This window comes from Streptomyces sp. NPDC044033 (genome assembly GCF_056434425.1).
Genome location: NZ_JBWKFF010000010.1, coordinates 271,281 through 297,836, shown reverse-complemented (window position 1 = coordinate 297,836; position 26,556 = coordinate 271,281). Strand labels below are relative to the sequence as shown.

Below are 26,556 nucleotides of genomic sequence, written 5' to 3'. Positions count from 1 at the left end.
TCTCCGGGCGCTTCCCTTCGTGTTCCTGCGTTTCCGACTCTATCAGATCCTCGCGGTCCTGATTTCCGCCGGTGCGTTTCGGCCTTTCGGCTTCTTCGCGTTTCCAACCCTACCAGATCCGTTTTCCGTTCCGTTTCCGGTCCGAATTACATTTCCGATCCCCGTTGGAGGGGGTTTGCCTTTCGGCTTTTCCGACTTTATCAGGTTTCCCTGGGCCGGATTTCCCACTCGCGTTCAGGGTTTCCGGTCTCACGTGAGTGATCGCGGTTCCCGTTGCGGTGGAGCCGTAAACGTACTGGACGGCCGCGCCCGGATGCAAATCGGCATCGGTGCGGCCGTCCAGTGAGTTGACGCAGCGTCAGACCTCGACGATGACGGGCAGGATCATGGGGCGACGGCGGTAGCTGTCGGAGACCCACTTGCCCAGCGTGCGGCGCACGAGCTGCTGGAGCTGGTGCGGCTCCGCGACGCCGTCGGAGCCCGCCTTGGCGATGGCTTCCTCGACCTTCGGGAGCACCGCCGCGAAGGCGGAGTCCTCGATGCCCGAGCCCCGCGCCTGGATGTGCGGGCCGCCCACGACCTTGCCGGTGGTGCTGTCGACCACGACGAAGACGGAGATGATGCCCTCGTCCCCGAGAATGCGGCGGTCCTTGAGGGAGGTTTCGGTGACGTCGCCGACCGAGAGGCCGTCCACGTACACGTATCCCGCCTGGACCTTGCCGACGATCCGCGCGGAGCCGTTCACCAGGTCGACGACGACGCCGTCCTCGGCGATGACGATGTGGTCCTTGCGGACCCCCGTGAGCGCGCCCAACTCCGCGTTGGCCCGCAGATGCCGCCATTCGCCGTGGACCGGCATCAGGTTGCGGGGCTTGCAGATGTTGTAGAAGTACAGCAGCTCGCCGGCCGAGGCGTGGCCCGAGACGTGCACCTTGGCGTTGCCCTTGTGGACCACGTTGGCGCCCCAGCGCGTCAGGCCGTTGATGACCCGGTAGACCGCGTTCTCGTTGCCCGGGATGAGCGAGGAGGCCAGGATCACCGTGTCGCCCTGGACGATGCGGATCTGGTGGTCGCGGTTGGCCATCCGGGACAGGGCAGCCATCGGCTCGCCCTGGGAGCCCGTGCAGACGAGCACGATCTCGTCGTCCGGCAGATCGTCGAGGGCCTTGACGTCGACGACGAGTCCGCCCGGGATCTTGAGGTAGCCGAGGTCGCGGGCGATGCCCATGTTGCGGACCATCGAGCGACCCACGAAGGCGACTCTTCGGCCGTACTCGTGCGCGGCGTCGATGATCTGCTGGATGCGGTGCACGTGGCTGGCGAAGCTGGCCACGATGATCCGCTTGTCGGCGTTGGCGAAGACCTGGCGCACCACATTGGAGATATCGCGCTCGGGCGGGACGAAGCCCGGCACCTCGGCGTTGGTGGAGTCCGAGAGCAGCAGGTCGATGCCCTCCTCGCCGAGCCGCGCGAACGCGGGCAGGTCGGTGAGGCGCCCGTCGAGCGGCAACTGGTCCATCTTGAAGTCGCCGGTGTGCACGACCATGCCGGCCGGGGTGCGGATGGCGACCGCGAGCGCGTCCGGGATGGAGTGGTTGACCGACACGAACTCGCAGTCGAAGGGACCGACGCGCTCGCGGTGCCCCTCCGTGACCTCAAGCGTGTACGGGCGGATGCGGTGCTCCTGGAGCTTCGCCTCGATGAAGGCGAGGGTCAGCTTGGAGCCGATCAGCGGGATGTCCGCCTTCTCGCGGAGCAGGTAGGGGACGGCGCCGATGTGGTCCTCGTGCCCATGGGTGAGCACGATGCCGTCGATGTCGTCGAGACGGTCCCTGATGGACGTGAAGTCCGGCAGGATCAGGTCGATTCCGGGCTGCTCCTCCTCGGGGAAGAGCACCCCGCAGTCGACAATGAGCAGACGGCCGCCGTACTCGAAGACCGTCATGTTGCGGCCGATTTCGCCGAGACCGCCGAGCGGGGTGACGCGAAGGCCGCCCTCGGGCAGCTTCGGCGGCGGACCGAGTTCAGGATGCGGATGACTCAAAAGACTCTCCTCACCACGCACGCCACATGTCCCCCTTGGGACACATGGCGCGCGTGACATTCGTGCACTTGCAGTTGTTGTCGGTATGCAGTTGTGAAGTCTGTGACTACAGCTGTACCCCACCGGCGGACAGATCTCGCTTGAGCTGCTCCGTCTCCTCCGGGGAGAGCTCCACGAGCGGCAGACGCAGCGGGCCCGCGGGCAGGCCCTGCAGGGCGAGCGCGGCCTTGACGGTGATGACGCCCTGGGTGCGGAACATGCCGGTGAAGACCGGGAGCAGCTTCTGGTGGATCTCGACGGCCTTCTGGACGTCGCCGCCGGTGTGCGCCTCCAGCAGGGCGCGCAGCTCCGAGCTGACCACGTGGCCGACGACGGATACGAATCCGACGGCGCCGACGGACAGCAGCGGCAGGTTCAGCATGTCATCGCCGGAGTACCAGGCCAGCCGCGAGCGGGCGATGGCCCAGCTGGCGCGGCCGAGGTCGCCCTTGGCGTCCTTGTTGGCGACGATGCGCGGGTGCTCGGCGAGCCGGACGATCGTCTCGGTGTTGATCGGGACGCCGCTGCGGCCGGGGATGTCGTAGAGCATCACCGGAAGCTCGGTGGCGTCGGCGATCGCCGTGAAGTGCCGCAGGAGACCCTCCTGGGGCGGCTTGCTGTAGTAGGGCGTGACGGCCAGCAGTCCGTGGGCGCCCGCCTGTTCGGCCGCGCGAGCCAGCTCGACGCTGTGCCGGGTGTCGTTGGTGCCGGCCCCGCTGACGATGTGGGCTCGGTCGCCGACCGCTTCCACCACGGCCCGTACGAGCTGGGCTTTCTCCACGTCGCTGGTGGTCGGGGACTCGCCCGTGGTGCCGTTGACGACGAGTCCGTCGTTGCCGGCGTCCACCAGATGGGTGGCGAGTCGCTGGGCACCATCGAGGTCGAGGGCGCCGTCAGCGGTGAAGGGCGTGACCATCGCGGTCAGGACCCGCCCGAAGGGCGTCTGCGGTGTGGAGGTCGGAGCCATGGGGGCCACGCTACTCGTTGCTCACCGTGAGGTGCTCCCTTGGGGAGTCTGTTGTGGATCCCGGCGCTGCCTGCTCGGGGGTTCAGGCAGCGCCGAGTCCGTATGTCAGCCTAGATGAAGGTAGCGAAATACCGCAATACGGACACTTCTCCCGCTAGCCCGTACACCTGTGCATTACGGCGCGACACGCCCGTTCTTGTTGTACGCCGCGTGCGTCAGCGGCATGAGCCCGGCCCACGCCGCCTCCATCTGCTCGCCGACCATCTCGATCTCGCGCTGCGGGAACGACGGGACGGCCGCCGCCTCGTGCTGGGTGCGCAGCCCGAGGAAGTGCATCAGGGAGCGGGCGTTGCACGTCGCGTACATCGACGAGTAGAGGCCGACCGGCAGGACCGTGCGCGCCACCTCGCGCGCCACGCCCGCGGCCAGCATCTCCTGGTACGCCTCGTAGGACGCGCGGTACGAATCCGCCATCACGCGGCCCGTCAGCTCGTGCTGCGCCTGCGTGCCCTCCACGAAGACGTACTTGCCGGGGCGGCCCTCCTGGACCAGCTTGCGGGACTCCCCCGGTACGTAGAACACCGGCTGGAGCTCCCGGTAGCGGCCGGATTCCTCGTTGTACGACCAGCCGGCGCGGTGCCGCATGAACTCGCGGAAGACGAAGATCGGGGCGCTGATGAAGAAGGTCATCGAGTTGTGCTCGAACGGACTGCCGTGGCGGTCCCGCATCAGGAAGTTGATGAGCCCCTTCGAGCGCTCCGGGTCCTTGGTGACCTCCTCCAGGGACTGCTCGCCGGCCGTGGAGACGCGGGCGGCGAACAGCACGTCGGAGTCTGCGGCGCTGTGCTTGACCAGCTCGACGGTGACGTCGTTGCGGAAGCTGGGGGTGGCGCTCTCGGTGGGGGTGTCGGTCACCGGCGGGGGTCCTTCCAATCGCATGGTTCGGGCGGCGCCCAGCCTACGGGCCACCACTGACACAACCGCCCCGCCGAGCCGGTCGGCACCACTGCCACCAGGAGGTTCACCGGGCCGCCCATCAGCCTCGCTCTGCCGCGCGCGGGTGGACGCGCAACTTCCGTGAGCAGCCGGACCGGCGGTTGATATTTTTCACAGAAAGTTGTCGAAAACGGGCACCAAAACGGGCCGGCGATCGTCTGTATGTGTGAGTGCCCACTACGAGGTTCTTAGGAGAGCCCTTCATGTTCCGCCGGCGAGAGCCCGTACCGTTCGCCTTCGTCGCCGAAGCCGAGCGTTACCGCAGCAACATCACGCCGCCGCCCCGAGAACGCGCGAGCCGGTCCCAGCTCGCCGGACGTGTCCTGATCGGACTGACCGTCACGACAGGTCTGGTCGGCGCGCTGCTGTTCGGGATGCCCTCGCTCCAGCCCGGGGCGCAGAGCCACCAGCACGCCCAGCAGTCCGAGGCGTCGAACGGCCGCTGATCGGGCGTTCCGCGGGCCCGACCCGCCCCCCTGGGGTGGTCCGGGCCCGCGCGCATGGATAACCTCACCGAGCACAGCCCATTCGAGTGTGCTTGTGAGTGAGGACAAGTTGTGCCCCTGCCCTTCCTGACAGCCGAACGCGACTACGACGAGATCGCGGCCGCTGTCCCCCTCCCCTACGAAGACCGGGACCGCTGGCGCCGCCCGTACCGGCCGGGCCCCTGGCGGGTCGGCGGTGCCGCGCTGCTGTTGCTGCTCGCTTCGTACATCCTCTTCTCCGCCATGGTCATCGCCGCCGCCGGCTCTCTGGCCGGCGCGGGCGTCTGCCTGGGCGTGGGCGTTCTGGTGATCGCCTTCGCGGTCCAGCTGGTCCGGATCGGCATCTGGGTGAGCGCTCAGGGGCTGCGCCAGGTCGGCCTGTTCTCCTCGCTCACCGTGCAGTGGCAGGACGTCACGTCCGTACGGACCCTCCAGCAGCCCGTGCGGTGGCTGGGGCTGCCGCGCACCGTGCAGGGCCAGGCCCTCATAGTGGGGCGGCGGCACGGCGAGCCCGTGCGTACGGTGCTCACCGACCACAACGGGGACTTCCTCTCCCGCGGCGAAGCCTTCGACATGGCGGCCGACGCCATCGAGGGCTGGGCCGCGGAGTACAGCGACCGCCCGTAGGCCCCCGGGCACACGGCTGAGTGCCCTGACGCAGACGGACAAGCGACCGCTGGGCGGAACCAGAATCCCTGGTTCCGCCCAGCGGTCGGCTGTCTGCCCGGGGCTCCCCGGGCCCTGTTCCAGGTCCGCGCTGGATCAGCTCAGGCCCGTACGGGCTTGCCGTCGTGCAGGGCGATGGCGCGCTGCATGGCCCTGCGGGCGCGCGGGGTGTCGCGGGCGTCGTGGTAGGCGACCGCGAGGCGGAACCAGGAGCGCCAGTCGCCGGGCGCGTCCTCCGTCTCGGCCTGCCGCCGGGCGAAGACCTCGTCCGCGGAGTCGCGGTCGATGCGGCCGCCCGGGGTCCGTACGAGCTCGTCCACCGGCAGCCCGCCCTCGGCCTCCAGCTCCCGCGCGAGCCGGTTGGCATCGCGCGCGAACGTGGTGGTGTGCCACAGGAACCAGGCGCCGATGAACGGCAGGATGAGCACCGCGACGCCGAAGACGACGGTCACCACGGTGCCCTGCTCTATGAGCAGCACGCCTCGGCTGCCGACCAGGACGAAATAGACGACCAGGACGGCGGCCAGGGCGAAATAGATGATCTTTGCGCGCACGGTGTCAGCCCAGGTCCAGGAAGTGTTCCAGGCCGAAGGTCAGCCCCGGGGTGTCGACGACGCGGCGCGCGCCCAGCAGGATGCCCGGCATGAAGCTGCTGTGGTGCAGCGAGTCGTGCCGGATCGTCAGCGTCTCGCCGGTGTCGCCGAGGATGACCTCTTGATGGGCGAGGAGGCCGCGGAGGCGGACGGAGTGCACCGGGACGCCGTCGACGTCCGCGCCGCGCGCGCCGTCCAGCGCGGTGGCCGTCGCGTCCGGCTGCGGCGCGCAGCCGGCCTCGGCCCGCACGGCGGCGATCAGCTGTGCGGTGCGGGTGGCGGTGCCGGACGGGGCGTCGGCCTTGTTGGGGTGGTGCAGCTCGATGACCTCGACCGACTCGAAGTAGCGGGCGGCCTGCTGGGAGAACCGCATGGTCAGCACGGCGCCGATGGAGAAGTTCGGCGCGATGAGCACGCCGGTTCCCGGCACGGCGTCGAGCCATCCCCGCAGCTGGGCGAGGCGGTCTTCGGTCCAGCCGGTCGTGCCGACGACGCCGTGGATTCCGTGCCGGACGCAGAAGTCGAGGTTGTCCATGACCGAGTCCGGGTGGGTCAGCTCGACGGCGACCTGGGCGCCGTTCTCGGTCAGCGCCTCCAGGCCGTCGCCCCGGCCCAGCGCCGCCACCAGTTCCATGTCGTCGGCCGCTTCCACGGCTCGTACGGCCTCGGAGCCGATACGGCCCTTGGCGCCGATGACTGCCACACGCAGCTTGCTCATCGTGCTTGCTTCCTTCGACTTCTCGGCTGATGGTGATCCGATCGGGTGATCGGCTTACGGGCTCGGCGGCATCGACGGGCCGGTCAGGAGACGACGTCGTGCAGGCGGGCCGCCTGCTTGTCCTTCAGCGGTCCGATGACGGACAGCGAGGGCCGCCGGGTCAGTACGTCGCGGGCGACCGCGCGCACGTCGTCCGGGGTGACGGCCGCGATGCGCGCCAGCATGTCGTCGACGGACATCTGCTCGCCCCAGCACAGCTCGCTCTTGCCGATGCGGTTCATCAGCGCGCCGGTGTCCTCCAGGCCGAGCACGGTGGAGCCGGCGAGCTGGCCGATGGCGCGGCCGACCTCCTCGTCGCTGAGGCCCTGCTCAGCGACCTGGTCGAGCTGGTCGCGGCAGATCCCCAGGACGTCGTGGACCTGGTTCGGGCGGCAGCCCGCGTAGACGCCGAAGAGTCCGCAGTCGGCGAAGCCGGAGGTGTAGGAGTAGACGGAGTACGCCAGTCCGCGCTTCTCCCGGATCTCCTGGAAGAGGCGGGAGCTCATGCCGCCGCCGAGGGCGGTGTTGAGCACGCCGAGCGCCCAGCGCCGGTCGTCCGTACGGGCCAGGCCCGGCATGCCGAGGATCATGTGCGCCTGCTCGGTCCTGCGGTCGAGCACCTCGACGCGCCCGGCCGTGCGCAGGGTGCGGGCGCCGACGCGGGGGGCGACCGGCGTCGCGCCCGTACGGCCGAGGGCGTCGGCGCGCTCGAAGGCGCGGCGGACCTGGCGTACGACCTTGGCGTGGTCGACGTTGCCCGCCGCGGCCACGACCAGGTGCGTCGGGTCGTAGTGCTTCTTGTAGAAGCGGGCGATGCGGTCGCGATCGAGGGCGTTGACCGTGTCGACGGTGCCGAGGACGGGGCGGCCCAGCGGGGTGTCGCCGAGCATGGTCTCCGCGAAGAGGTCGTGCACGCAGTCGCCCGGATCGTCCTCGGTCATCGCGATCTCTTCGAGGATGACGCCGCGCTCGGCGTCCACGTCCTCGGGCTTGATCAGCGAGCCGGTGAGCATGTCGCAGACCACGTCGATGGCCAGCGGCAGATCGGTGTCGAGCACCCGCGCGTAGTAGCAGGTGTACTCCTTCGCCGTGAAGGCGTTCATCTCGCCGCCGACCGCGTCTATGGCGGCGGAGATGTCGAGCGCGCTGCGCCGCTCGGTGCCCTTGAAGAGCAGGTGTTCCAGGTAGTGGGTGGCGCCGTTGAGGGAGGGCGTCTCGTCGCGGGAGCCGACGTGCGCCCAGATGCCGAAGGTCGCGGAGCGTACGGACGGCAGGGTCTCGGTGACGACGCGCAGGCCGCCCGGGAGGGTGGTCTTGCGGACCGTGCCGATGCCGTTCTCGCCCTTGAGAAGCGTTTGGGTACGGGCGACGGCCCGCCCCTCCGTGGAGGGGCGGGCCGTCGCCTGTGAGCTACGGGACGTCACTTGGCGGCGTCGTCCTTCTGCTCGGCGTCGTTCTCGTCTTCCTCGACCACGGGGATCAGGGAGAGCTTGCCGCGCTGGTCGATCTCGGCGATCTCGACCTGCACCTTGGCGCCGACCGCGAGCACGTCCTCGACGTTCTCCACGCGCTTGCCACCGGCGAGCTTGCGGATCTGCGAGATGTGCAGCAGCCCGTCCTTGCCGGGCATGAGGGAGACGAACGCACCGAAGGTGGTGGTCTTGACGACCGTACCCAGGTAGCGCTCGCCGACCTCCGGCATGGTCGGGTTGGCGATCGAGTTGATCGTGGAGCGGGCGGCCTCGGCGGCCGGGCCGTCCGCGGCACCGATGTAGATGGTGCCGTCGTCCTCGATCGTGATGTCGGCGCCGGTGTCCTCCTGGATCTGGTTGATCATCTTGCCCTTGGGGCCGATGACCTCACCGATCTTGTCCACGGGGATCTTGACGGTGATGATCCGCGGGGCGTTCGGGGACATCTCGTCGGGGACGTCGATGGCCTCGTTCATCACGTCGAGGATGTGCAGCCGCGCGTCGCGGGCCTGCTTCAGCGCGGCGGCCAGGACCGAGGCGGGGATGCCGTCGAGCTTGGTGTCGAGCTGCAGCGCGGTCACGAACTGCTTGGTGCCGGCGACCTTGAAGTCCATGTCGCCGAACGCGTCCTCGGCACCGAGGATGTCGGTGAGGGCGACATAGTGCGTCTGGCCGTCGATCTCCTGGGAGATCAGACCCATGGCGATACCGGCGACGGCGGCCTTCAGCGGCACACCGGCGTTCAGCAGCGACATGGTGGAGGCGCAGACCGAGCCCATGGACGTCGAGCCGTTGGAGCCGAGGGCCTCGGATACCTGGCGGATCGCGTAGGGGAACTCCTCGCGCGACGGCAGGACCGGCACGATGGCGCGCTCGGCGAGCGCGCCATGGCCGATCTCGCGGCGCTTCGGCGAACCGACGCGGCCGGTCTCGCCGACCGAGTACGGCGGGAAGTTGTAGTTGTGCATGTAGCGCTTGCGCGTCACCGGCGAAAGGGTGTCGAGCTGCTGCTCCATGCGGAGCATGTTGAGGGTGGTGACGCCCAGGATCTGGGTCTCGCCACGCTCGAACAGCGCCGAACCGTGCACGCGCGGAATGGCCTCGACCTCGGCGGCGAGCGTACGGATGTCCGTGACGCCACGGCCGTCGATGCGGACCTTGTCCTTGATGACGCGCTCGCGGACCAGCTTCTTGGTCAGCGCGCGGTAGGCACCGGAGATCTCCTTCTCGCGGCCCTCGAACTGCGGGAGCAGCTTCTCGCCGGCGATCTCCTTGACGCGGTCCAGCTCGGCCTCGCGCTCCTGCTTGCCCGCGATGGTCAGCGCCTGGGAGAGCTCCGACTGCACGGCGGCGGTGAGCGCCTCCAGGACGTCGTCCTGGTAGTCCAGGAAGACCGGGAACTCGCCGGTCGGCTTGGCGGCCTTGGCGGCGAGGTCGGCCTGGGCCTTGCAGAGCGCCTTGATGAAGGGCTTCGCGGCCTCAAGACCGGCGGCGACGATCTCCTCGGTGGGAGCCTCGGCGCCGTCCTGGACGAGCTGGACGGTCTTCTCGGTGGCCTCGGCCTCGACCATCATGATCGCGACGTCGCCGTCCTCCAGGACGCGACCGGCGACGACCATGTCGAAGACGGCGTCCTCAAGCTCGGTGTGCGTCGGGAAGGCGACCCACTGGCCCTTGATGAGCGCCACGCGCGTGCCGCCGATCGGGCCCGAGAAGGGCAGGCCGGCCAGCTGCGTGGAGCAGGAGGCGGCGTTGATCGCGACCACGTCGTACAGGTGGTCGGGGTTGAGCGCCATGATCGTCTCGACGATCTGGATCTCGTTGCGCAGGCCCTTCTTGAAAGAGGGGCGCAGCGGGCGGTCGATCAGGCGGCAGGTGAGGACCGCGTCCTCGGAGGGCCGGCCCTCACGACGGAAGAAGGAACCGGGGATCTTGCCGGCGGCGTACTGCCGCTCCTCGACGTCCACCGTCAGGGGGAAGAAGTCGAGCTGGTCCTTGGGCCGCTTGGAAGCGGTGGTGGCCGACAGCACCATGGTCTCGTCGTCCAGGTACGCCACGGCGGAGCCGGCGGCCTGCTTGGCCAGGCGGCCCGTCTCGAAGCGGATGGTGCGGGTGCCGAAGGTGCCGTTGTCGATGACTGCTTCGGCGTAGTGGGTCTCGTTCTCCACCAGGGATATCTCCTCGTCTGCGTCCCGGCGCCCGTGTGGCGCGGGACGGTGGTGGAGGGCGTCCTCCGTGCGGGGCCGGTCTTCGATCGAAGCACCCGGGGTTCTGGTTTTCCGGGGGCCACTACCGAGGACCGGCGGCGAGCGGGACGCTCCTCCTCATTCGCTATGCGATTTTCGTCATGCCGTTGTGGGACCAGACTACAAAGCTTCCGCTTCCCACGAGATACGCAAAGGGAGCGGCCCCCATTCGGTGGGAACCGCTCCCTTCACGACGGCTTACTTGGCGCCGGCCGCACCGCGACGGATGCCGAGGCGCTCCACCAGCGCGCGGAAGCGCGTGATGTCCTTCTTCGCCAGGTACTGCAGCAGCCGGCGGCGCTGGCCGACCAGGAGCAGCAGACCACGGCGGGAGTGGTGGTCGTGCTTGTGCATCTTGAGGTGCTCGGTCAGGTCCGAGATGCGGCGGGAGAGCATCGCGACCTGGACCTCGGGGGAGCCGGTGTCACCCTCCTTGGTGGCGAACTCGGACATGATCTGCTTCTTCGTAGCGGCGTCGAGCGACACGCGGTACTCCTCAAATTCTGTATTCAGCCGCCGAGTGCCCCTGGTCTCGATCGCAGGGGAGCTTCCATGACTCGGGAGGCGAGGTCCGCTGGGCGCTGTCCCCAGAGTGCTCCGGGGGCGCGTACACAAACGGCCGCCACCAACACTACCAGCCGGGTCGCGCGTCCCGGCCCGCGGTCTTCGGCGGTCAGCTCCCGGCGAGGCCGCGGGCCGAGGCGTACACGTCGAGCACCGCGAGGCACAGCGGTACGAGCGCGAGCAGCAGGACGCTCTCCCCGATGTCGGACAGCCGGCCCCAGAAAGGGGAGAGCCCCTTCTTCGGGATGATCAGCGCGATGCCGATGATCAGGGCGGCGCCGGCGGTGACGGCCGCGGCGAGCCAGACCGTACGGATGTCGAGCGGGCCGTGGTCGTGCTCGACGAGCAGCTTGAGGACGGCGTCGGCCGGCGGGTTGAGGGACAGCCCGAGCACGAGCAGGGCGAGGGCGGCGAGGCCCGCGCCGAGCACCGCGGCGACCTGGGCGGTGTAGCGGAAGAGCCGGGCGCGCAGCAGCATCGCGAGGCCCGCGGCGAGGGCCAGCAGCTGCCCCCAGAGGTCGGCGGAGAAGCCGAGGACGGCGGCGGCGCCCACCACGACGGCGGAGCAGCCGCCGACGAGGCCGAGCAGCATCTCGTGGCCGCGGCGGGCCTGGGCCGCGATGCGGTCGGCGTCGACGGGCTCCGCGGTGGCGGCGCCCGGCGTGGCGTCGAGGTCGTCACCCGCGGCGGAGCGGGGCGCGGCGTAGCCGATGGGCAGCCGGGCGACGCGGGCGGACAGGCCCGGCAGGAAGGCGATGGCGCCGATCGCGACGACGGCGCAGACGGCGGCGGTGCCGGTGACGTCGGCCTCGGTGAGGATCGCGCAGAAGGTGGCGAGGGTGCCGACGGTCGCGGCGAAGACGGTGGCGACGAAGGGTGCGTCGCCGGTGGGCATGGCGGCGACGAGGGCGACGGAGGCCACCAGGACGGTGACGCAGCCGAGCAGGAACTGGAGCCGGCCGATGCCCTCACCCGCGGCGGGGGCGAGGATGCCGGAGCCCGCGATCATGAGATGCGGCAGGGCGGCGAGGCCGAGGGCCACGGCCGAGGACCGGTCGGCGTAGATCCGCGCCCGTACGCCTGCGAGGGCGATCAGCAGTACGCCGACGGCGGCGGCGATGATGCCGGGCAGGCCGTGCATGTCGTGCCGGACGGGGTCGGCGAACCAGAGCACGAAGCCCATCAGGACGAGCAGCAGGGAACCGCCGAACAGGCCGCAGACGCGCAGCAGTTGGTCGTTCCACAGGGTGCGGTCGCGGGTGACGGCGGAGGCCACGGCGTCGGACACGTCGTCGTAGACGGCGGGCGGCAGGGACTCGGCGAAGGGGCGCAGCGAGAGGAGCTCGCCGTCGAGGATCTGCTGGGCCACCAGGGAGCGGGAGCTGTCCAGGACGGCGCCGTCGCGGCGTACGAGGTGGTAGCCGGTGGGCTCGCCGGCGGCCTGGGTCTGGCCGGTCAGCCTGAGGATCTCTGGGTAGACGTCGGCGACCGCGATGTCCTCCGGGAGTGCGACATCGATCCGGCTGTCGGGTGCGACGACGGTCACCCTGCAGAAGCCGGTCGTAGCGGACGTACTCACGTTAAAGGCCCCCTGAATCGCTCTGCTTACTTCGCTCGTGCATACGCGCGGCGGCCACCCTACCGGGGCCGGGGCGGGGGCCCATCGGTAGGATCGCCGTTCCGCGGAGGGAGGCCGTCGCCACGGGGGCGCCGGACTGGAACTGTCCTTTTGCGTGATGGGGGTTGAAGGACCGTTGAGCCAGGTCGTCGTCAAGCGCCAACCGCGGGCTCTCCCGCCCGAGGTGCCGAGCGAAGAACTCCACCTCGAATCGCCTCCGGAGCTGCCGCGCGGCCAGCAGGAGGGCGTGCTGATGCAGCTGCTGCCCACGCTGGGCATGGCCTCGTCGATGGTCTATTTCTTCATGCCGGGCGCCGCGCCGATGATGAAGATCATGGGCGTCATGATGATGTTCTCGACGCTCGGCATGACCATCGCGATGTTCATGCGGCACCGTCAGGGCTCACAGGGGCAGATGGCGGACATGCGCCGCGATTACCTCAAATACCTTGCGCAAACGCGAAGGACCGTACGCCGGACAGCTCGGGCGCAGCGCGACGCGCAGTTCTATCTGCACCCCTCCCCCGAGCAGCTGTGGGCGGTGGTCGCCGAGGGCAGCCGCGTGTGGGAGCGGCGGATGAGCGACAACGACTTCGGGCAGGCCCGGCTCGGACTCGGCTCGCAGCAGCTCGCGACGCCGCTGGTGGCGCCGGAGACCGCGCCGGTCGACGAACTGGAGCCGCTGGCCGCGGGGGCGATGCAGCACTTCCTGGCGGTCCACGGGTCGCTGGACGGGATGCCGATGGCGGTCTCGCTGCGCGCCTTCTACCACGTGACGCTGTCGGGCGAGCCGGAGACGGTGCACGGGGCGGCGCGTTCGCTCGTGGCCCAGCTCGCCACGTTGCACTCGCCGGACGACCTGGTGATCGCGGTGGTGGCGGCGCGCGGCGCGGCCTCGTACTGGGAGTGGACGAAGTGGCTGCCGCATGTGCAGCTGCCCGGCGCGGTCGACGGCGCGGGGACCCGCCGTCTGATCAGCGACGACCTGAGCGAGCTGGAGGACCTGCTGAAGCCGCGGCTGGAGGGGCGTACGCGCTTCAGCCGGGACGGTCAGCCACTGCTCGACCAGCCCCAGGTGCTGCTGATACTGGACGGCGCGATGGTGCCGCCCGACTCGGCGTTCGCGGCGCAGGAGGGGCTCCAGGGAGTCACGATCGTCGAGGTGGTGCCGGGCGAGCTGGACGAGCTGCGCGGCGGGCTGTCGGTGGTCGTACGGCCCGACCGGCTGCAGCTGCTGTCGCAGGTCGCGGTGTACGAGGGGGTGCCGGACACGCTGTCGATGGAGGCGGCGGACGCGCTCGCGCGGCAGCTCGCGCCGCTGCGCGTGGGGGGCGGCGGCGACGATGACGAGCCGCTGCTGGCCAATCTCGACTTCACGGAACTGCTCGGGCTCGGCGACGCCGGCTCGGTCGATGTGTCGCGGACGTGGCGGCCGCGGACGCTCTCGGAGCGGCTGCGGGTGCCGATCGGCGTCGGCGAGGGCGGCACGCCGGTCATGCTGGACCTCAAGGAGGCGGCGCAGGAGGGCATGGGGCCGCACGGGCTGTGCGTCGGCGCGACGGGTTCCGGAAAGTCGGAGCTGCTGCGGACGCTGGTGCTGGGCCTGGCCGTGACGCACACGTCGGAGTCGTTGAACTTCGTGCTCGCGGACTTCAAGGGCGGCGCGACCTTCACGGGCATGTCGCAGCTGCCGCACGTCGCGGCCGTCATCACCAACCTGGCGGACGATCTGACGCTGGTCGACCGGATGCGCGACTCCATCACGGGTGAGCTGCAGCGCCGTCAGGAGCTGCTGCGCTCGGCGGGCAACTACGCCAACATGCACGACTACGAGAAGGCGCGGGCCGCGGGTGCCGCGCTGGAGCCGCTGGCTTCGCTCGTTCTGGTGATCGACGAGTTCAGCGAGCTGTTGACGGCGAAGCCCGACTTCATCGAGATGTTCATCCAGATCGGCCGCATCGGCCGCTCGCTCGGTGTCCATCTGCTGCTCGCCTCGCAGCGGCTGGAGGAGGGCCGGCTGCGCGGGCTGGAGACGTACCTCTCGTACCGGATCGGTCTGCGCACCTTCTCCGCGGCGGAGTCCCGTACGGCGCTCGGCGTCCCGGACGCGTACCACCTCCCTTCGGTGCCCGGCTCCGGCTATCTGAAGTTCGGTACGGACGAGATGACGCGCTTCAAGGCCGCGTACGTCTCCGGTACGTACCGCACGGCAACCGCCGACCTCGGCGGCGCGCCGCTGCCGATCGAGCGCCGGCCCGTCCTGTTCACGGCGTCCCCGGTGCCGGTGACCTACACCGCCCCGGACCCGATCGCGCCGCCGACCCCGGTCAACGGCGGCGACGACGCGCTGGCCGACACGGTCCTCGATGTGATCGTGCGCCGGCTGGAGGGCCAGGGCGCGCCCGCCCACCAGGTCTGGCTGCCGCCGCTGGAGGAGGCGCCGTCGCTGGACCTGCTGCTGCCGGGGCTGGCACCGGTGGAGGGGCGCGGCCTGACGTCCACGGAGTACCCCCGGCTGGGCGGGCTGGTCGTACCGCTCGGCCTGATCGACAAGCCCTTCGAGCAGCGCCGCGACATCCTCTACCGCGACTTCTCGGGCGCGGCCGGCCACATGCTCGTCGTCGGCGGTCCGCAGTCCGGCAAGTCGACGCTCATGCGCTCGCTCATCTCCGCGTTCGCGCTCACCCACACCCCGGCCGAAGTGCAGTTCTACGGGCTCGACTTCGGTGGCGGCGGCATGAGCGCCGTCGCCGACCTGCCGCATGTGGGCGGCATCGCCTCGCGTCTCGACCCGGAGAAGGTGCGGCGTACGGTCGCGGAGGTGGCGGGCGTACTCAGCCGGCGCGAGGAGTACTTCCGCTCCCAGAACATCGACTCGATCGCCACGTACCGCCGGCAGCGGGCGGCGGGGCACCACGCCGACCAGGGGTGGGGGGACGTCTTCCTCATCGTCGACGGCTGGGGCAACTTCAAGCAGGAGTACGAGATGCTGGAGGCGATCGTCACCGACATCGCCGGCCGCGGTCTCGGCTACGGCGTGCACGTCGTGGTGACCGCCTCCCGCAATATGGAGGTGCGCGCCTCCCTCAAGGACCAGCTCCTGAACCGGCTCGAACTGCGGCTCGGCGACACCATGGACTCCGAGTTCGACCGCAAGGTGGCGGCGAACGTCCCGGCGGGCGTCCCCGGCCGCGGCCAGCTCCCCGAGAAGCTGCACTTCATGGGCGCGCAGCCGCGCATCGACGCCGGGAGCGACCCGGACTCCATGACCGACGCCACCACGGAGATGATCCGCGCGGTCGACGCCGCCTGGTCCGGCCCGCACGCCCCGAGCGTCCGGCTCCTGCCCCGCAGGCTCCGCGCGGACGAACTCCCGAAGGGGTTCGAATACCCGCAGCACGGCGTCGCCATCGGCATCGACGAGACCAACCTCGAACCGGTCTTCGTGGACTTCGAGACCGACCCGTTCTTCCTCGTCTTCGGCGAGAGCGAGTCCGGGAAGACCGCGATGCTGCGCCTCCTCGTCAAGCAGATCACCGAGCGGTACGGCCCCGACGAGGCGAAGATCGTGGTCGGCGACTACCGCCGCTCGCTCCTCGACGTCATCCCGGAGTCGCATCTGCTGGAGTACGCGCCGATCGCCTCGGCGCTCACCGTCCACGCGGGCGCGATGAACGGCCTGATGGAGCGCCGCGCGCCGAAGCCGGACATCACTCCGCAGCAGCTCCGCGACCGGAGCTGGTGGACGGGCCCGCAGTTCTTCGTCATCGTCGACGACTACGAACTCGTCTCCACCAGCAGCGGCAACCCGCTGGCGGTACTGACGGAGAACCTTCCGTTCGCCCGCGACGTCGGCATCCGCTTCATCATCGCCCGCAGCACGGCCGGCGCGTCCCGCTCGATGTACGAGTCCTTCATGCAGCGCATCAAGGAGCTGGGTGCCCAGGGCATCGTCCTATCGGGCGACCCCGCGGAGGGCGACCTCCTGGGCGGCGTCCGCCCCCGCCCGATGCCCCCGGGCCGCGGCTTCTTCGTGTCGCGCAAGCGGGGGGTCCCGCTGATGCAGGTGGGATGGCTGCCGGAGCAGCAGTAGTCGGCCTTGCCGGAGCTACCAAGGAGGCACAACTCACCGTGCCTCCTTGGTAGCTTTATGCATTGGTAGCCTGTCTATTGGCGACCCGGTACGCACAACTACCTTGCGGCAAGGCTGACTTGACAAGAAAACGGCGGGAAAATGACATTTGAGGCCGAATGGGACCGGCTGAGGGCGGATTCAGCCAGGCGGCAAGAGACTCATACCCGTATCAACCAGGCAGATGGAAGCGGACCCAGCTCGCCCACTACCGCCGACCTGAGCGTGAGCAGCGACGAACTCGGCCCCATCGGCAATGACGCCTACAACCTCTACAACCGGCTCAAGACCGACGGCCGGCACGCTCACGACAACAGCAAGACGGCGGCGGCCAACCTCACCGATGGAGGTCTTGGCACCGGATCGGCGCTGGAACATGTCGTCCGAACCTGGGGGAACCAGGTGAATACCCTTCTGCAAGCCTGCGCTCTCATCTCCGATCACCTGGACTACTCCCTCGCCGCACATGCCAACGACGAGAGGAAAATCGCGAGCAGCATGCCGAAGGTCGAGGGCGAATACTTGACCGCTTCCAAAATCAGTCATTACTTCCACTGAGGGTCGGCTCTGGTGCCATCATTTGAAGAACTCCAGCACCTCCGCCTGGGGAAGCTTGAGGAAGCGGTCGAGGATTGGACCGCCATGGTCAAGAAGCTCAAAATGCTTGAAGAGGTCGCCGACAAGCGCATGGCCGCGAAGACCAAAGGAGCAAACTGGCAGGGTGAAAACGCTGCCGCCGTAAAGCCATTCGTCCTCAAGACAGCCAAGGAGTTCTCCGACGCTCTCACCGAGGCCACGAGCATCCGCAACATCCTCAAAGAGGCGCACGCCAAGTTCCAAACATGCAAAAGCGACCTGCAGACCGCTGTGGACGAAGCCGCGAGCCATGAACTCAGCATCAGCTCAAGCGGCGTCGTCCGGTCGGCCAAGAAAGTCGTACCACCGCTCGTCGCGCAGCCACAGGACAATGATGTCCCCAACTTCCTGAAGGTTCCACCAGCCGAGCAGAAGAAGATCGACGCGATGGTGGACAAGATCAACAAGATTTTGGAATCGGCAGCCGAGGCCGATGAAACCACATCGCGCGCGCTGCGTACCATCGCCGGCAAGGACCCCCATAACTTCACCACGGTGAAATACGGTTCGTACAAGGAGGCAGAGAAGGCACAGGCGATCGCCGATGCCAAGACTGCTACCAGGCTCGCCCACCATCTCACCGTGGATGGCACAGCAAAAAATCTCGACGAGCTCAAGCAGCTCCAGAAACTGTTCGACCGAAACGCGAAGAATCCAGATTTCTCTACCACTTTTTACAAGGCCATGGGCCCGAAAGGCGCGCTGAACTTCTACGCCAATGTGGCTTTGGACGCTTCATCGCTGCACGATAAGACTCGAATCAACCTCGTCCATCACATTCAGAATGAGATGGGCTCCATGCTCGGCGTAGCCACCAGCAAGCACAGCTCAACCCATCTGGACGCCGCTTGGGTCACTGACCTCCAGAAAGCCGGTCACCAGCAACTCGACCTCTCACGCATCACCGCTCCCGGTACACAGGTATATGGCTACCAGGCCCTCGGCGCGCTCGTGCGAGACGGAAAGTTCGACGCCGGCTTCATGACGGCAATCGGTCGCGACATGGTCGCGATGGAGCGCAAAGACCCGCAGATTTGGGATCGGAACGCGCCAACGGGCTCGCATTACGGAACGTCCGGGCAGCCGACGCTCAACTTCGACGAGGCCGGCGGCAAGGGGTTCCACCCACTCACCGGACTGATGGAGGGGCTGAGTCACAACCCGGAAGCCTCCACTGCCTTCTTCAACGAACCTGTCAGGGAAGACAGCAACCACGACGGCATCATCACCTCAGCCGACAAGGTCGTCACGCACTACGACTCCAACTACGACGGGAAAATCAACAAGGAGGACACCCGTCCGATGAGCATGGTCGATTACATGCTCGACCGGAACCCTGACGCGGACACACTGGACTACGCGAAGGGCGGGGAACCCCGCTCGGGACAGGTGGCCCTGGGCAACGCTCTGGAGGCGGCCACCACTCATCGGGACCCGAGCGACGAGGAAGCGCATCAAGTCCGCCATACCGCGGCCATGGCCAAGGTGATGGAGCGGGTGGTCGAGAAGGTCGGGGCGCACCCCGTGCTGGTGGAGGGGAAGGATCCCGATCATCCTGGTGCACTTAGCGGTCTGGCGGGCAACTTCGGCAATATGGCGGCCGAGTACATGCCGGATATGCAGATGGCACTAAGGAACGAGAACCAGCTGATCAAACCATTTGGGCATGGTGCGAAATTCAGTGGCGGAGATCTACAGCAGTTCCTCGGGGCAGTCGGACAGGATCCAGATGCATATGGCTCGATCAGTAATGCTCAACAAGCATACACAACGGCGCTGGTGAAGGATGTGATCAAAAATCGCGATCATTACCACTACCTCGCTACCGCGATCGAGAATGCGGTTACCCCGGGCGGACAAATCGCTGGAATCATGACCGAGGCGAGAGCCGAAGCCATCCACGACAACCAGGCGTACGAAGACGGCCAATTCAATAAGGCCGTCGACGAAAAGGCGAAGTGGGTCAATCGGATTATTGATTCATTCGGCGGAAAGTACATCGATAAGCTCCCCATGGGCGGCGACGCGGTTGGGTGGCTCAAGGATGACATCACTGAAGCCGTGACTGAACACGTAAAGCATGACAAGACCCTTGAAGCACGACACGAAGCTGCGAACTCCTACAGCGAGGCTGAGGAAGCGACTAAATACGCGGCCGGAGAGGCTGTGCGCACGGCCTGCCGCGGGAGCGGAATGTCGCAATACGACATCGAAACCCTCGCAGGAGCAGCCGCCAAAGAAGCGATGCACGCCCATTCAGATGGCCGGGGAAAATGGGCTACGTCAACAGGGGCATCTTAAGGCCGGCCGATCCTCGGTACACGGACTGAAAGGGAATAGGTCATGCCCCGCAAGAAATATACGCATGCAATGTCAACCGCATGCACTATTCTGATTGCCGCCGCCCTGGGGGGGTGTTCAAGTGACAAGCACGAGTCCGCTTCCCCCAATATGCCTGACAGCGTCTGCTGGGGAGCTTTCAGCGGCAAGGAGATGAAGGAGATCACTCCGACAAAGGGAAAAGTTGGATCCTTTGACGCACCGTCCAATTTCGATCTCTATGGTAGAAGATCTTCCATGGTGTGCTCGGTGTACATTGATGGCAACACACAATTCAATGCAAGCGCCGCACGTGATGCGGTCCCAAACTCTGTAACCCAACGAATCACCGTCGAGGGGAAGCCGAACACCACTCACATTCCGGTAGGTGAAAAAGGGTGGTTGTGGGATTCAGGAGCAGCCTCCACATTCACCTGCAACCGTCCTCCCTCTCATGTAACGAAAAACCCGTTCCATCCGGAAACCGACAAATATATCACCTTGGACATCAAGGCCTACGCTCCCCCCGACGAGAAGCTTGCACGTCGTGTTCTGGAGAAGATGATAGGAGACTTCACAGACTTCGCCAAAGAGAAGCTCCGCTGCAAAAAAGCATAAGCAAAATGCGGGATTCCGTGATCTCGCTGCTGCGGCGAAGTGGACAGTGCAATATTCGAGGACGCATTCGGCAAGTCCCTCCAGTCCACGTAGAAGACACCCTGAAATCCTGACCTTCGGCAAGCAGTAAGGCCATGATGGTCGCACCCATCTCACCTCCGGGACCGAGCAGCACCCGAATCACATCAACGAAAGAGGCCGTGACTGATGGCTGATGAACGCGAGAAGGCTGAGTTGTACGCACTCGACATCTCTGATGCCGAGTGGCTCAGCGCGCCAGGTGGTGCTGCCGAAGAACGAGTGGAGATTGCTTATCTGCCAGGTGGCGCGGTCGCGATGCGATCGTCCGTGGATCCGGATACCGTGTTGCGCTACACCGAAGGCGAATGGCGGGCGTTCGTGCTCGGGGCGCGGGATGGGGAGTTCGATCTTAAGTGAGTACGCTGATGGGGTGGGCAGCCGTTCAACGGCTGCCCACCCCATCAGTCGATAACCTCAGTCTGCCTAGCTGATTTCGAACAGCTGAGCTGCCTTCTTGTCCGTCGCGTGATACTGCGCGGAACCCGTCCTGACGCGATCTGCGACGTCCTTGAGGGTCTCGTGAATGTGAGTGCTGCGCGTCTGGAAGATGCCCTCGGCCTGCTTCATCATGTTGTGCGCCTCACCCTCCCAGCCATTGGAGACGCGCTTGACCGCGGCGCTCATCTTCGCGATTTCTTCCTGCAGCTCGCGAGATACTCGCATGATGTCATCGGCGGTCTGATTGACTGCGCCGTAGTGGACTGCAAGTTCCCCGTTGTTCCCGGACACTTGGCCCTCCATTCCTTGGTGGTGATGTGCCGAACTGTGGATGCGGTTACGCGAAGCCGTCGATCTTGCTGGACAGATGTCCGCCGGGGGCCGCCCCATTGACATCGACCTTGTTCAAGGAGCCAGCGATCTCGCTGTCGTTGGCCCCGCTCGCACGATGCGTGAGGACAACGGCCTCGCGAATGCCATCGAGCAGTCGGCGCACCGCATCATGGTCGTCGTTGACGGCGATCTGCGCCTTCCTGAAGGCCATGTGGCCCTCGCCCGACCACTTGCCTCCGTCCAAGTTGGTCAGCACATTCGACAACGCGCGCACGTTCGCCGAAAAGGCCTGGCTCGTCTCATCCATGGCGTTCGTGAACGCCTGAAATTCTGAGTCATTGACCTTCTGGTTACCGGACATGGTCTACCTTCCCCCTTGAGTTGCCAGTGAGATGGTGCGGCCTGCTGCTCCGCTCACTGATGTACGCGAATCGCAGTGGACTCGCCGTGCACTACTTTCGTGTTCCGTGCATTGTTGCAGCCGATCGCATCACCCTGCTCATCATTCACAGTTGCTTCACCGTTGTCCACGCCGGCGTACGACGATGAAGCCGGTCGCGACCACGGCGAGGCCGATCACGACCGCCCCCGCAACCAACCACAACGTGGTGCTGTTGCCGTCACTTGAGGTGGAGTCAGCGGTTGAAGCGGATGCATTGCCGGATGCGGACGCGGCCTCCCCGTCTTTCGAAGCCGGGGGAGCCGACTTGGCCGACGCCGATTCATTGGCTGCGAGAAGCGGGTTCACGTCGGCTGGACCTGGGTCGCCCTCGTCGTCGACAAGTACCTTGCGGGGACGGACGCTCCCATACCCCAGGTACTTGCTGGGCATTTTGGTCTTCGCAGGCTTGCCTGCGGTCTCCATCATCACCCGAAGTACCTGATTGTTGGTCCAATCCGGGTGTTTGGACCAGATCAGGGCCGCGGAGGCGGAGGCAATGGCAGTGGCTTGGCTGGTACCCCTCGCCGTACAGATTCCCTCAGTCTTCGTGCAGTGCTCGGGAAGCTCGTCACCGAATGCGACAAGCCCTACTTGGTCGCCGTGGTTCGACCACTTGGCAACCGAACCCTGACGGTCCATGGCCCCGACCCCTATAACGCCTCGGAGTGCCGACGGGTACACAGGAGCGTTGCCCTTATCGCCGTTGTTCCCAACGCCAGCGAAGATCAAACTGCCCCTCTTGAGCGCGTAATCCACGGCTGCCTGAGACTTGGCATACTGCGTCGGAAACCCTCCCGGCCCTAGCGAGACATTGATGACGCGGGCATTGTGGTCGGCCGCATAGCGAATAGCCCTGGCCAGCATCGGATCGACTGCATCCGTTTTCTGATTGACCACCGCTTTTACCGGCAGGATCTTGGCTTCGGGCGCGAGTCCTTGAAGACCCTCGTCGGATCCCGTACCAGCAATGATGCCGGCCATATTGGACCCATGGCCGTCTTGGTCCTTATGAGGATCCGTCGGGGAGTTGGATGAATCGGCCCCCGCGAGCACCTGGCCCCGTAGCTCAGGAAGGGCGGCATTGACCCCCGTGTCGATGACGGCGACCGTAACCCCCTTACCTTTGCTCGCCTTCCACATTTTGTCCGCCTGCATGTCCTGCAAGTACCACTGCTGGGAACGGATGTCCGCTGCCGCAGCCGCAGGGGCGAGGCTCCCCAGAGAGACGAGCCCGGCACTGCACAACGCCGCAGCCGACAAGACGCGTTGCCGCAGCTTCCGAATCTGAAATTGCATGTGTCGGCGCTCTCCTCGGCGTGGCACAGCTGGCAGATGCGTCAGTCGATGACCGGCGGAACAATGTCGCGCCGTCCACTCGTCCATGTCTCTTCGTCTTCTGCCAGATAGTCGGGCCTGGTACCAGCCCGTCGTCTGTCCTTGCCTGGGTGCGTGGTCCCGGAACGGGGGACCGCCCCCGGAGCCTGATTGCCGCGTACGAGTCCTGCCCCTCCCTGGGTGAACTCGGAGCGACCCTCACGCGGGGTACGAGGACTACCCGTGGAGCCGCCCAGTTCCGAGGTCAGCCGACGGCCGGGGGCATTGGCTGCCGCCCCTGACTGCCCGGCTCCCGCACCATAGCCCCCCGCGCCCATGGGCGCACGCCCCATAGGCGGTCGGCTCACAGGGGCCCTCTCCTCACCGGCGACGGTTCCTCGTGGGAGGCGCGGGCCGGTGGACTGGGAGGATCTGCCCGCAGGTGTGCCGCCGACCACGCCGTCGTTCGCTCCGACGCGTGGGACAGCCGCCGCCCGAGGCAGGTTCACGCTTCCCCCAGGGAACTCGCTGACGCGCCCTGGGGGGAACTTTCCGGTCCCCCTGATGTTGGACGGCATGCCAGGAAGAACCGGTCCCGGTACCACGGGGCCAGCGGCCCCTGCGGGGCCGTGCACCTGCCCCGCAGGGTCGGGAACGACGTGCTTCGTGGTGTCCGACGACGGTGCCACGGCCGTGGTGTCGATGATCGTGCCAGTCGCCTCGTCCCCTCGCCGGCCCACCTCGACCAGGTGGCGGACGCCATCCGCTTTCCCGTAGTGCGCGGGGTCCGAGGGTGCGGTGTCGGCTCCCCCGGATCGGCCGACCACGATGGGCAGCGACGTAGCACGCGGAGCACTACCGCCCGCAGCGGCGGCACCCTTCGTGGCCGGGGGTGCTCCTTGTGGGCGTTCGCTGTCGCTGATAGGCGGCATGAGGTCAAGTGGCAGAAGGGGAAACCTTGGCTCCTTCAGCTTCCTCAGGTCTTCGTTCACGGCGTTCGCGTAGGACTCCGCTTTCTTCATTGCTTGCACGGCTTCTCCGTGCTTGCTTTCCGAAGATTTCTTCGACTTCTCTTCCTTCTCTGGATCCACATAGCAGAGTTCAGCTACGGGCGGCATTTCTTTCTTCGCTGACGCCAGTCCCGTACCGACCTGACTCATCCCCCCGCTGACCCCTTGGACATATTCGGCCAGCAAAAGCGTCTGCTTCGCCATTTCGGTGCCCCACACACGGAAGGAGTCGCCTCCCTCTCCCTCCCACTTCACTCGCTCAACATGCGTCTTGAACTCCTCACCGATCGCATTGATATCGGTGTAGGCCTTCTCCAGTGCATCCGAAGCGTGACTGAACCTGTCCGGTTCGGCACCAGAAATCATGTCGTAGAGCTGCTCGTGGGTTCTGGCCGGGAAATCCTCCGTGGCCATCTTCGCCTCCCCCGTCACGCCTTCTCGTCCCCGAGATCCTTGGCGTCGCTGCGATCCTGCGCTTGTTCGCCCGTCGTCTCCGGCGCACGGTGGGCCTTGCTCGTACGCGCCTCGATCTCCCTCAGCCGCGCAGCCTGCTCCGCGTCTATGCCCGCGTAACCCCGCTCGGCCATCAAGGCCGCCAAGCCCATTGCTTCGATCTGGTCCCCGAAGGTCTTGGAAAGCTCGGTGAGACGCGCGTGAACTCCGACGTACGTGGTGAACAAGCGCTTGGCCGCCTTGAAATCACCATAGGCCGCTGCGGGAATCGTCTGACGATCCAGGCTCTCGTGCGATGCGGGAGACTTCTCGAGGTCGGCCAGCACCTTGTCGACGCGGCTCTTGAACTTGGTCAGCGTCTCAGCTTCCTTGACCAAGTTCTTGCCGAACGGAGTGTGCACCGACGCACTCAGTGCTCTCAGCTCCACCTTGTCCCTCCCCCTGTTACCGGCGACGCTGCTGGAACACTCTAGCCATCCGTCCCCCCGGCCCCAACTTCAAAATGGTCAAAGCATGTTGTCAGATCTGTAACAGGTTCCTACACCCACCCCCTCCCCGACATGCATGCTGACCTGCGCTTCGCAGGGGCGAAGACGCGACGGAGTGAATCGTTCCCCGCTTCGTAGGGGCCCGGAGCCCGGAACTTCCCGGTGCGTCATCCGATCCGGTTGCCACCGGGTTCGCTCAGCCGGCGCCTCGCGGCATCTCCACGGACCGTCACTTCTGCACGATGGCCAGGATCACATCGCTGTCTTCGGATCGGAGCAGCCTGTTGATCACCAACAGGAACCGCCCGCCTTGCAGGTAGGCGGCAGCAGATCGAATCGGCTCCATAGCGAACTCGCGTTTGCGGACGCTCATCGCGAGTTCCTGAGTCCGGTCCGTCTCCCCGGTATCGGTTGCTACGTAGGAGAGTCGGCCCGGCCGCTCCGCGGTGGCCTGGACGTACGTCACGAGGTCGTGCCCTTGCACGGCGATCGGTTTGGCTACCCGGTTCGCGTCGTCTTTGTGGACCCATCGCTCCTTGCCTGTCGTCAGCGAGTAGGCCGACGTCATCCCCTTGCCCGCGACGTAGAAGTCATCGCCCGACACGAGTCCCCCAGCACATCCGTCTCCTCCCTGGAGGTATGACTCCAGGGCCCAGTCATTGCCGTAGGGGATACGCCGTACCTCGTGGCCATTGTCGTCTCCCAGAACCGTGAGCACGCGGCTCCCGTCCGTGTCCTCGTCGGTCTGGAGCACGGTTGGGCTGGTGGAGAGGATCCCTCTCACCCAGACGCCCTTCGGGGCGGTCCAGGTCCACTTCGGCCGTCCTGGGGATGCAGGGTTCAATTACCGCACCACGCCTCGCGCGTCGCACGAGGTCGCTGAGAGGAGTTCCTTACCGCCGGCGGCGGCGATCACGTCACACGCCTTTCGCTGCACCGACGCCATCCTCCTGCCGTCGCTGACCTGACGGTCTGCTCGCCCGTCGCCCAGGTGAGGAGCGCGTACCCGTCGCTGACAGCGATGCGGAGCCGCGCCATCGCCGACCACTCTTTCGGCTTGAGATCAGTTCCGGCGTGTTCTCAGCCTGCAAGCAGGTCTTTCGTCCAGGCGCGTTTACCATTGCGGAGGTCGAAGGCAGTGAGCTGCGTGCACACATTATTGAACTCGGTGACGACGACAGCGGTGTTCGCGTCCGCATTACCGGAAGCAGCGCACAGTGGTCCGTTCAGGATGAATGACCACTGCTTCTTGCCGGAGGCCAATTCATAGGCGGTCACCACGTTCGGTTCGGCCTTCACGACGGTGTCAGGGGTGAACCACGTGCCCAACGCCATGTCCGCGCCCTCGGTCGGCACTGTGCGGGGGGGGGCCGCAGCCCAGCTCAGTTCACCGGCGGCCAGGCCCTTCGGTGCCTTGTCGGCGGCGCCCCGGTCCGATCCCCCATCAGCCATGAGGCCATAGGCCACGCCACCGGCTGCCAACAGAGCGACGAGCACAAAGCTCAAGACGGCCGCCTTACCCCACGGCCGTCGCGTTACTGGCGGCAGTGGGGGGCCAGAGGGAGGTTGGGGCCGCCCCTGTCCGGTCGGCGGGACTCCGTAGTGTGGTGGTTCCGACACCTGTTGCGCTCCCCATCACTCTGCCGTCATTAAAATGCGAGCACGTAAGGTTCGCCGCCCCCCGTTATGTTTTTCGCGGTTCCGCAACGGAGCCGCTGGCCTCCGGGCCCGGCATGGCTGTGTCCCCCTGTCGAAGGCATGACCTGGGGGGTGGTGTCACCGGGCCCGGGAGGTGTTCGTCGGAGACGCTGATCAGAGGTCCGGCCACCGTCCGGTCCGGCGCAA

At 66.8% G+C, this 26,556-nt stretch carries 23 protein-coding genes; 8 read left to right on the top strand and 15 right to left on the bottom strand.

Going from position 1 to position 26,556, the window contains the following annotated elements:
• Window positions 1-346, top strand: a 346-nt coding sequence (locus AC07AB_RS20190; RefSeq protein WP_478568556.1) for a hypothetical protein, incomplete at its 5' end; no start/stop codon positions are given.
• 12 nt (window positions 347-358) lie between these two features.
• Here the strand turns inward: AC07AB_RS20190 and AC07AB_RS20185 are convergent.
• From AC07AB_RS20185 to thyX, 3 genes are all read right to left on the bottom strand, one after another.
• Window positions 359-2,044 (bottom strand): ribonuclease J, encoded by a 1,686-nt coding sequence (locus AC07AB_RS20185; protein WP_478568553.1) that lies wholly within the window; start codon window positions 2,042-2,044, stop codon window positions 359-361.
• Window positions 2,045-2,150: 106 nt separating this feature from the next.
• The gene (gene dapA, locus AC07AB_RS20180) at window positions 2,151-3,050 is read right to left on the bottom strand and encodes a 4-hydroxy-tetrahydrodipicolinate synthase (protein ID WP_478568550.1); all 900 of its coding nucleotides are present in this window, start codon (window positions 3,048-3,050) and stop codon (window positions 2,151-2,153) included.
• A gap of 174 nt (window positions 3,051-3,224) precedes the next feature.
• Window positions 3,225-3,965: an FAD-dependent thymidylate synthase gene (gene thyX, locus AC07AB_RS20175; RefSeq protein WP_478568547.1), complete on the bottom strand. Its 741-nt coding sequence runs from the start codon at window positions 3,963-3,965 to the stop codon at window positions 3,225-3,227.
• 284 nt (window positions 3,966-4,249) lie between these two features.
• On the opposite strand from thyX, the gene AC07AB_RS20170 reads away from it, so the two are divergent.
• Both AC07AB_RS20170 and AC07AB_RS20165 read left to right on the top strand, forming a co-directional pair.
• Window positions 4,250-4,492, top strand: coding sequence for a hypothetical protein (locus AC07AB_RS20170; protein ID WP_478568544.1), 243 nt, complete (start codon window positions 4,250-4,252; stop codon window positions 4,490-4,492).
• 111 nt (window positions 4,493-4,603) lie between these two features.
• Complete coding sequence (locus AC07AB_RS20165; RefSeq protein WP_478568541.1) at window positions 4,604-5,158, top strand: hypothetical protein; 555 nt, start codon at window positions 4,604-4,606, stop codon at window positions 5,156-5,158.
• A gap of 140 nt (window positions 5,159-5,298) precedes the next feature.
• Here AC07AB_RS20165 and AC07AB_RS20160 read toward each other — a convergent pair whose 3' ends face one another.
• The 6 genes from AC07AB_RS20160 to eccD all read right to left on the bottom strand — a co-directional run bounded on the left by AC07AB_RS20160 (window position 5,299) and on the right by eccD (window position 12,408).
• Window positions 5,299-5,751 (bottom strand): hypothetical protein, encoded by a 453-nt coding sequence (locus AC07AB_RS20160; RefSeq protein WP_478568538.1) that lies wholly within the window; start codon window positions 5,749-5,751, stop codon window positions 5,299-5,301.
• Between the two features lie 4 nt (window positions 5,752-5,755).
• Entirely contained in the window at window positions 5,756-6,508 is a 753-nt protein-coding gene (gene dapB, locus AC07AB_RS20155) for a 4-hydroxy-tetrahydrodipicolinate reductase (protein WP_478568535.1), read from the bottom strand.
• A gap of 83 nt (window positions 6,509-6,591) precedes the next feature.
• Window positions 6,592-7,971: a M16 family metallopeptidase gene (locus AC07AB_RS20150; protein ID WP_478568533.1), complete on the bottom strand. Its 1,380-nt coding sequence runs from the start codon at window positions 7,969-7,971 to the stop codon at window positions 6,592-6,594.
• Window positions 7,968-10,187 (bottom strand): polyribonucleotide nucleotidyltransferase, encoded by a 2,220-nt coding sequence (locus tag AC07AB_RS20145; RefSeq protein ID WP_478568530.1) that lies wholly within the window; start codon window positions 10,185-10,187, stop codon window positions 7,968-7,970. The genes AC07AB_RS20150 and AC07AB_RS20145 overlap by 4 nt, the downstream gene beginning before the upstream one ends.
• A gap of 276 nt (window positions 10,188-10,463) precedes the next feature.
• Window positions 10,464-10,751, bottom strand: a complete 288-nt coding sequence (gene rpsO, locus AC07AB_RS20140) for a 30S ribosomal protein S15 (protein WP_478568528.1) — start codon at window positions 10,749-10,751, stop codon at window positions 10,464-10,466.
• A 187-nt stretch (window positions 10,752-10,938) separates the two neighbouring features.
• Window positions 10,939-12,408, bottom strand: a complete 1,470-nt coding sequence (eccD, locus tag AC07AB_RS20135) for a type VII secretion integral membrane protein EccD (RefSeq protein WP_478568525.1) — start codon at window positions 12,406-12,408, stop codon at window positions 10,939-10,941.
• 175 nt (window positions 12,409-12,583) lie between these two features.
• Between eccD and eccCa the strand changes: the two genes are divergently transcribed.
• The 5 genes from eccCa (at window position 12,584) to AC07AB_RS20110 (ending at window position 20,590) form a co-directional block, all read left to right on the top strand.
• Window positions 12,584-16,540, top strand: a complete 3,957-nt coding sequence (gene eccCa / locus AC07AB_RS20130; protein ID WP_478568522.1) for a type VII secretion protein EccCa — start codon at window positions 12,584-12,586, stop codon at window positions 16,538-16,540.
• A 141-nt stretch (window positions 16,541-16,681) separates the two neighbouring features.
• Complete coding sequence (locus AC07AB_RS20125; protein ID WP_478568520.1) at window positions 16,682-17,137, top strand: hypothetical protein; 456 nt, start codon at window positions 16,682-16,684, stop codon at window positions 17,135-17,137.
• Between the two features lie 12 nt (window positions 17,138-17,149).
• Window positions 17,150-19,516, top strand: a complete 2,367-nt coding sequence (locus AC07AB_RS20120) for a hypothetical protein (RefSeq protein WP_478568517.1) — start codon at window positions 17,150-17,152, stop codon at window positions 19,514-19,516.
• A gap of 42 nt (window positions 19,517-19,558) precedes the next feature.
• Complete coding sequence (locus AC07AB_RS20115) at window positions 19,559-20,152, top strand: hypothetical protein (protein ID WP_478568515.1); 594 nt, start codon at window positions 19,559-19,561, stop codon at window positions 20,150-20,152.
• Between the two features lie 207 nt (window positions 20,153-20,359).
• Complete coding sequence (locus AC07AB_RS20110; protein WP_478568512.1) at window positions 20,360-20,590, top strand: DUF397 domain-containing protein; 231 nt, start codon at window positions 20,360-20,362, stop codon at window positions 20,588-20,590.
• A 66-nt stretch (window positions 20,591-20,656) separates the two neighbouring features.
• Here AC07AB_RS20110 and AC07AB_RS20105 read toward each other — a convergent pair whose 3' ends face one another.
• The 6 genes from AC07AB_RS20105 to AC07AB_RS20080 all read right to left on the bottom strand — a co-directional run bounded on the left by AC07AB_RS20105 (window position 20,657) and on the right by AC07AB_RS20080 (window position 26,217).
• Window positions 20,657-20,962 (bottom strand): WXG100 family type VII secretion target, encoded by a 306-nt coding sequence (locus tag AC07AB_RS20105; RefSeq protein WP_478568509.1) that lies wholly within the window; start codon window positions 20,960-20,962, stop codon window positions 20,657-20,659.
• Window positions 20,963-21,008: 46 nt separating this feature from the next.
• Window positions 21,009-21,365 carry a WXG100 family type VII secretion target gene (locus tag AC07AB_RS20100; RefSeq protein ID WP_478568506.1) on the bottom strand — a complete coding sequence of 119 codons (357 nt, stop codon included), beginning with the start codon at window positions 21,363-21,365 and terminating at the stop codon, window positions 21,009-21,011.
• Window positions 21,366-21,521: 156 nt separating this feature from the next.
• Entirely contained in the window at window positions 21,522-22,742 is a 1,221-nt protein-coding gene (locus AC07AB_RS20095; RefSeq protein WP_478568503.1) for a S8 family serine peptidase, read from the bottom strand.
• Between the two features lie 1,456 nt (window positions 22,743-24,198).
• Window positions 24,199-24,651 (bottom strand): hypothetical protein, encoded by a 453-nt coding sequence (locus AC07AB_RS20090; protein ID WP_478568500.1) that lies wholly within the window; start codon window positions 24,649-24,651, stop codon window positions 24,199-24,201.
• A gap of 289 nt (window positions 24,652-24,940) precedes the next feature.
• Window positions 24,941-25,465: a hypothetical protein gene (locus AC07AB_RS20085; RefSeq protein ID WP_478568497.1), complete on the bottom strand. Its 525-nt coding sequence runs from the start codon at window positions 25,463-25,465 to the stop codon at window positions 24,941-24,943.
• A 326-nt stretch (window positions 25,466-25,791) separates the two neighbouring features.
• Complete coding sequence (locus tag AC07AB_RS20080) at window positions 25,792-26,217, bottom strand: hypothetical protein (protein ID WP_478568494.1); 426 nt, start codon at window positions 26,215-26,217, stop codon at window positions 25,792-25,794.
• Window positions 26,218-26,556 lie beyond the last annotated feature (339 nt).